The organism is Sandarakinorhabdus sp., from assembly GCF_031422795.1.
Taxonomy (GTDB): Bacteria; Pseudomonadota; Alphaproteobacteria; order Sphingomonadales; family Sphingomonadaceae; genus Sandarakinorhabdus.
Genome location: NZ_JANPML010000236.1, coordinates 1 through 6,280 on the forward strand (window position 1 = coordinate 1; position 6,280 = coordinate 6,280).

11 protein-coding genes are annotated in these 6,280 nt (G+C 64.8%); 3 read left to right on the plus strand and 8 right to left on the minus strand.

The genetic code is table 11. The features are described 5' to 3' along the window. The 8 genes from RMO81_RS08730 to flgB form a co-directional block, all read right to left on the minus strand. The coding region (locus tag RMO81_RS08730) for a flagellar basal body P-ring protein FlgI (RefSeq protein ID WP_310475444.1) at positions 1-240 on the minus strand (240 nt) is incomplete at its 3' end. Beyond that, entirely contained in the window at positions 237-920 is a 684-nt protein-coding gene (locus tag RMO81_RS08735; RefSeq protein ID WP_310475445.1) for a flagellar basal body L-ring protein FlgH, read from the minus strand. The genes RMO81_RS08730 and RMO81_RS08735, both read right to left, overlap by 4 nt. After that, positions 913-1,698, minus strand: a complete 786-nt coding sequence (flgG, locus tag RMO81_RS08740; RefSeq protein ID WP_310475447.1) for a flagellar basal-body rod protein FlgG — start codon at positions 1,696-1,698, stop codon at positions 913-915. Before flgG ends, RMO81_RS08735 begins: the two co-directional genes overlap by 8 nt. 48 nt (positions 1,699-1,746) lie before the next feature. Then, positions 1,747-2,502, minus strand: a complete 756-nt coding sequence (locus RMO81_RS08745; RefSeq protein ID WP_310475448.1) for a flagellar hook-basal body complex protein — start codon at positions 2,500-2,502, stop codon at positions 1,747-1,749. Positions 2,503-2,515: 13 nt separating this feature from the next. Further along, positions 2,516-3,811 carry a flagellar hook protein FlgE gene (locus RMO81_RS08750; RefSeq protein ID WP_310475449.1) on the minus strand — a complete coding sequence of 432 codons (1,296 nt, stop codon included), beginning with the start codon at positions 3,809-3,811 and terminating at the stop codon, positions 2,516-2,518. Between the two features lie 13 nt (positions 3,812-3,824). Next, positions 3,825-4,115: a flagellar hook capping FlgD N-terminal domain-containing protein gene (locus RMO81_RS08755; protein ID WP_310475450.1), complete on the minus strand. Its 291-nt coding sequence runs from the start codon at positions 4,113-4,115 to the stop codon at positions 3,825-3,827. Then, the gene (gene flgC / locus RMO81_RS08760) at positions 4,112-4,522 is read right to left on the minus strand and encodes a flagellar basal body rod protein FlgC (protein ID WP_310475455.1); all 411 of its coding nucleotides are present in this window, start codon (positions 4,520-4,522) and stop codon (positions 4,112-4,114) included. The genes RMO81_RS08755 and flgC overlap by 4 nt, the downstream gene beginning before the upstream one ends. Continuing rightward, positions 4,522-4,896, minus strand: coding sequence for a flagellar basal body rod protein FlgB (gene flgB, locus RMO81_RS08765; protein ID WP_310475451.1), 375 nt, complete (start codon positions 4,894-4,896; stop codon positions 4,522-4,524). Before flgB ends, flgC begins: the two co-directional genes overlap by 1 nt. A 249-nt stretch (positions 4,897-5,145) precedes the next feature. On the opposite strand from flgB, the gene RMO81_RS08770 reads away from it, so the two are divergent. The 3 genes from RMO81_RS08770 to RMO81_RS08780 form a co-directional block, all read left to right on the plus strand. Then, the gene (locus RMO81_RS08770) at positions 5,146-5,655 is read left to right on the plus strand and encodes a hypothetical protein (RefSeq protein ID WP_310475452.1); all 510 of its coding nucleotides are present in this window, start codon (positions 5,146-5,148) and stop codon (positions 5,653-5,655) included. 73 nt (positions 5,656-5,728) lie between these two features. Continuing rightward, on the plus strand, positions 5,729-6,025 hold the full coding sequence (gene flgM / locus RMO81_RS08775) for a flagellar biosynthesis anti-sigma factor FlgM (RefSeq protein WP_310475453.1): 297 nt from the start codon (positions 5,729-5,731) through the stop codon (positions 6,023-6,025). Then, the coding region (locus RMO81_RS08780; protein ID WP_310475454.1) for a hypothetical protein at positions 6,022-6,280 on the plus strand (259 nt) is incomplete at its 3' end. The genes flgM and RMO81_RS08780, both read left to right, overlap by 4 nt.

Sequence of the window (6,280 nt, forward strand, 5' to 3'; positions counted from 1 at the left end):
GACGCCGGGCGGCAGCAGCACGCCCAGCCGGGCGGTGGCGGATTTCAGCGACTGGATGGTGAATTCCAGATTCTGGTCGCCGGTGCCGGTGAGGCCGACGACGACGCCATAACCGGTGAGCGCGTTGGCGCGGACGCCGGAGAAGCGCGCGATGTCCTTCACCCGCTCGGCGCTGGCCGGCGCATTGATCACCAGCAGGACAAGAAGCGCGAACAGCCGGATCACATTTGGCGGTTTCATAGCGGTGAAATCTTGGCAAAGAAGCGCGCCAGCCAGCCCTGGCGGCTGTTGTCCGCCACCTGGCCGGTGCCGCCAAAGCGGATGCGGGCATCGGCGACGCGCGTCGACGCCACGACATTGTCGAAGCCCAGATCGTCAACCCGCACCAGCCCGGTGAATTGCAGATGTTCCTCGCCGCGATTGAGCATCAGGCGTTTTTCGCCGGCGACGCGCAGCACGCCGCCTGGCAGAACTTCGGCAACAGTGACGGTGATTTCGCCAAACAATTCGTTATTCTGTTCGGCGGTGCCGCTGCCCTTGAAACTCTGTGTCGATCCGCCCTGCGTGGCCTGATTGAGGCTGTTGGCAAACGGTATGACCGGCGGAAAGCGCAGTGCATTGTCGCTGTCGCGGCCACTTTCGGCGCTGGCCGATTTGCTGGCGCGGGTGCGTTCCACCAGGCGGATGGTGATGAGATCGCCCACCCGGCGCGCGCGGCGATCGGTGACCAGCCCGGAAAAATACTGCGCGTTGAACAGGCTGCCGGTGGGGATGGCCGGCTGCTGGGGCGCGGTGGCGACTGCTGGCGGGATGGGGCGCAATTTCTTGGCGGCAAAGGCCGGCTGCGCCAGCACGACCAGGATGGCCGAGACCAGCAGCCAGCAGGCAAACGAAAGATTGCCCGACTTCCGGTCAGACATTCTGCACCACATACCGGCTCATCTCGTCGGCGGCGTTGATCACCTTGGCGTTGATTTCATAGGCGCGCTGCGTCTCGATCATGTCGACCAGTTCCTGCACCGTGGACACGTTCGAGCCTTCCAGCATCCCTTGCCGAATGTTGCCCATGCCAGCCTGCCCGGCCACCCCCAGCGTTGGCGGGCCGGAACCGGCGGTTTCGCGGTAGAGATTGTCTCCCATGGGCATCAGCCCGGCAGGATTGAGGAAGCGGGTGAGCTGCAACTGCCCGACCTCTACCGGCGCGGCCTGACCCGAAACGGTGGCCGTAACGATGCCATCGGTTGAAATCGTGACCTGGCTTGCCCCATCGGGAATGGTCAGCGGTTGCGCCAGCCGCATGCCCGACGTCGTCACCATTTCGCCATTGGCCGAAAGCTTGAAGCCGCCATCGCGGGTATAGCCCACCGTGCCATCGTTCAGCTGCACGGCAAAGAAACCAGCGCCGTCGATCGCCATGTCGAGCGCGTTGTCGGTGGTTTGCAGCGTGCCCTGGCTGTGCATGCGTTCGGTGCCAACAACGCGCACGCCGGTGCCGGTGCCCAACCCGGTGGCATATTGCGTGTCCGCCCCGCTGGCGGCGCCGGGGTTGCGGTCATCCTGATACATCAGGCTGGCAAAGCTTGCCCGGTCCTTCTTGAAACCGGTGGTCGAAACGTTGGCGAGGTTGTTGGATATCGTTTTCATGCGCTGATCGAGCGCGTCGAGCCCGGAACGGGCAATCTGCAGGGCCGTCGTCATGCCATCACTCCTCAGCCAACTGTTGTTTTTGCGTGATTTTCAAGCAAATCACTCCAGGCGCATCAATCGTGCGCCCTGTTCGTCCATGTCCTGCGCCAGCCGGATAAGCCGGGCGTTGACTTCAAATCCGCGCTGTTCTTCCACCAGCTCCACCAGCGCCTCGGTGGCGGAGAGGTTGGCGCTTTCGAGGGCACCGCTTTCCACGCGCGCCGTGGCATCGCGGGGCAGGGGCTGTTCGGGCAGGAACAGGCCGTCGCCGGTCTTGTCGCGCCCGGTCAGGCCGCTGCCATCGACCAGTTTCAGCTGCCCTACAGGCGTTGGCCCGTCCGGAAGCATGGCGGTGATGTTGCCATCCTGGGCGATGGTGAGCGCCGCGCCCGGCGGCATTGAAATTGGCGCATTGTTGGCGCCCAGCACCACGCGGCCATCGCCGTTGGTGATGAGGCCGGTGGCCGACACCGACAGATCGCCGCGCCGTGTATAGCCTTCCTTCACCTCGCCGCCGATCACCGGGCCCTGCACGGCCAGCCAGGCCCGGGCCGAAAGCGCCACATCAAGGCCGCGCCCGGTGGCCTGCACCTTGCCGGGTACCGCCGGCGTGGCGAGGCTGGGCGAACCAACCTGCGCGCGGGCTTCCCACGCGCCGTCGGCGACGCGGGCCGCATCGAGATAGCGGCCTTCCTGCGCCACGATATCGCGGCGGAAACCCGGCACCTGCGCGTTGGCGAGATTGTTGGCGGTCACTTGGGCTTGGCGGCTGCGCGCGACAAGCCCGGTAAGCGCGGTGTAGATCAGGCGGTCCATGGTTCAGCCTGCCTTAGTTGCGCAGGTTGATGATGGTTTGCAGCAGCTGGTTATCGGTCTCCACCGCCTTGGCGCTGGCCTGGAAATTGCGTTGCGCCGCGATCAGATTGACCAGTTCGGTGGTGAGATCGACGTTTGATCGTTCGATATTGCCCGACAGGATGGTGCCGATGCCGTTGCGGCCGCCTTCGCCCATCAGCGGCTCGCCCGATTGCGGGGTGACCACCCAGCTGGCATCGCCGGTCTGCTTCAGCCCTTGCGGGTTGGAGAAATTGGCCAGCGCCACCTTGCCCAGCACCTGCACTTCGCCATTGGAAAAACTGACGCGCACCATGCCATCGGCTTCGACCGACACGCTTTCGAGCTGGCCTGAAGCGACGCCATCCTGTTCGATCAGGGCGACGCTGAACGGCCCGGCCTGCTGTACGGTGGCGGTGCCATGATCGACCGCCAGAGCCATGGCGCTGGCGCCGGTATCGGGGGTGAAGGCATCGAACACGAACGGCGTGATGGGGTTGGTCAGATTGCCGTTGACGTCGAACTCCATGGGCAAGCCCGGCGTGCCGGCCACATTGAGTTCCTGGTTGCCGACGAAGGCCCGGGCCGTCCAGCGGTGGAAGGGGTCACCGCCGCTGGGCACGCTGTCCTTCGCGTAATAGATCGTCGCGGCCAGCGGGTTGCCCAGGCTGTCGAACACCGTCACCGATGTGCTGCTGTTGAAGGTCGACGGGTCGGTGCGATCGAACACATAGGGGTTTTGCGGCGTGTAGATCGGCCGGTTGGCGATGATCGGGGCATCTGCTGGCAGATTGGCGGTGAGCCGGATTTCGGTGGAGGCCTGCGGCGCGCCGCTGTTCAAGGGCAGGCGGGCCGGCACCGTGCTGGCCAAAGTGGTCGATTGCAGCGCGCCATCGGGCGTGGTGGGGAACAATTGCAGGCTGCGGCCCTGATTATCGACCACAAAACGATCGGGCGTGACGCCAAAGCTGCCGGCGCGCGTAAAGTGCGTCTGCACACCGCCAGCGCCCGATTTCACCACAAAGAAACCCGGCCCGGCCAGCGCCATGTCGAGAGCGCTGGTGCTGGTTTCGGTTGGTCCCTGCTGGAACTGCTGGGTGATGGAACGCACCGTGGTGCCGGAACCGACGATGCGATTGGGGTTCTGCAGTGCCGAGGTCGAGATGATGTCGCCAAAGGCCACGCGGCTGCGCTTGAAGCCGCTGGTGCCGACGTTGGCGATGTTGTTGGCGATGGTCGCCATTTCGGTCTGGGCGCCGGTGAGGCCGGAGAACGCGGTGTAAAAAGCCATGCGACTGGTCCCTTCAGTTTGATGCTTCGGGCGGGGAAATGCGGGCAATCAGCTGATCGAGCCGGTCGACCACGGCATCCAGCTTGGTGTTGGTCGCGCTGCCGCCCTCGATCTGGGCAAACATCGCCATCTGCTGGACATATTGGAAGTTATCGACCGGCTTGGTCGGATCCTGGTTCTGCAGCTGGGCGGTGAGCAGACGCAGGAAATCGCCCTGATCCAGCGTGGATTTTGGCCCCTTGGCGGTGGGCTGTTGCGCGGCGGGAACGCCGGCAACATTTCCGGTGGAATCAACGCTGTTCATTTGCCGATCCTCAGGGTTTCGAGCATCAGGCCGCGGGCCGTGCTCATCACTTCAACATTGTTGGCATAGGCGCGTGCGGTCTCGACCATCTCGACCATCTCCTGATTGGGATCGACGGCGGCGACCCAGACATTGCCGCTGGCGTCGGCCAGCGGGTGATTGGGGTCGAGCTTTTTCTCCGGCGTCCCGGTGCGCGCCATGCGGGCGACATCCACGGTCGCGGCCGGGCCGTCGAACGTGGCGCTGAACACCGGTTTGAGGGCGCGATAGGCGCCCTGTTCGGTGCCTGAAATGGTGCCGGCGTTGGCGAGATTGGATGCGATGGCGTTCATCCGCACCAGCTGAGCAGCCATGGCGCGACCAGAAATATCAAAGGTGTTCATGCCCGAAGCGTTGATGGGTTTCATCATTCACCCCCCTTCAGCGCCATCATGATGGTCTGGATGCGGCTGCTGAGAAAACCCAGCGAAGCGCGATATTTCACGGCATTTTCGGCAAAGGCTGCCTGTTCGGTGGCCATTTCCACCGTGTTGCCATCCAGGCTGGGCACCAGCGCGGTGCGATACTGCAGATCGCTGCCCAGCTGTTCGGACATCAGGGCAGAAAAACCACCGTTACGGGCTGCCTGCAGCCGGGCGAGCGCGCCATCGGCATTAAGGTCGCGCGCCTTGTATCCAGGGGTGCTGGCATTGGCGATATTGCCGGCAATCACATCCAGCCGCTGCGCCCTGAGTTTCAGGGCGTCGGCAGAGAGACCAAAGGCGGTGTCGAGCATCGTCATGCCCATGGCTCAGCAACAAGTGTGCCAACGCGTGGATCACCACGGAAAGACGAGGCTGCGGCGCGGAATTGGGGCGGCCTGGGGCGGCAAGGGCTTGCCGGGGGGAACGGCAAGGGCTTGCCGGCCCCAGGCCGGCGAAAGGCGCTCCGCATGAGGGGGTCGGCGGTTGGCGCGCTTCTTGCTGGTTAGGCGGTGCACCGTTCGGGGGACTGAGCGGTGCATGCCATCCAGCACAGGAAACAACGGCCCATGCGTGCCAGTTTTAAATCTCCAGCTGCCCGCCACATCATCCTGGCCATTGCCGGCCTAGGTGCCCTGATTGCCGCGCGCCCGGCGCCCGCACAAACTCTGCACGATGTGTCGGCTCTGAAAGCGCAGGTGCAGGGCTTTGCCGGCGGTGCCAATGCGCGGATCGATCCGCGCCTGGTGGTGCCGCGCTGCCAGGCCCCGGCCATGAGCTGGGCCCGTGCCGACGTTGTGCGCGCTGATTGCACCAGCCCGGCGTGGACGCTCTATGTGCCCATCGATCAGCCCTATGCGCCCGGCGGCCAGCCCGCTGCCTTCGCGTCGCGCCCACGCCCGGCCATCCGCCGCGGAGAACGGGTGCTGGTCGAAGCCGGCGGGCAGGGCTGGGCGGTAAGCATCGAGGCCGAAGCCGAACGCGACGCCGACGGCAACCGCATCGCCCTGAAAGGCCCTGCCGGCCGGCGCTTTACCGGCCGCATCGAAGAAGGCGGGAAGGTCGTGCTCTCGCGCTGAAATGCCCGATTTAAGCCCCATGGTGAATGGCCGTTAAGTGCGTTGTGCCCATCGAAGGGACGGAAAGGACCAGATGATGATTGATGGCATTTCAGGTGGCGGCGGACCCATAAGGGGGCCAATCGGCCAGCGCCAGCCAGCGACCGAGACCACGGCAACCGAACCCACCCGCAACCTGCGCCGGCCGACGACCGACCTGCTCCCCACCCGTGTCGGCCGCTCGCCGCTGGTGGCCGATCTGGCCAAGGCGCCGCCTGTCAACGCCGCGCGCGTGGCTGAACTCAAGGCCCAGATGCAGGCCGGGCGTTATACGGTCGATCCGCTGCGCATCGCCGATGCCATGCTGAAACTGGACCGCACGCGGCCATGAGCGCAGCGGACGATCTGGCGCAGGCATTGGTTGCGGCCATTCAGGGCGAATTGGCCGCGCTGGAAGCCGAAGATGCCGATGCAATCATTGCCGCCAGCGATACCAAGGCCAAGGCGCTGTCTGATCTGTCGGCGGCGATTGCAGCCGGCGACGCGCCACCGCGTCCGTTGCTCGAACAGGCCCGCGATCTGAACAGCGAGGCCATCCTGAAAAGCCGCGCCAAGATGATAAGCGTTGAAAAGCGATTGTCTGCGC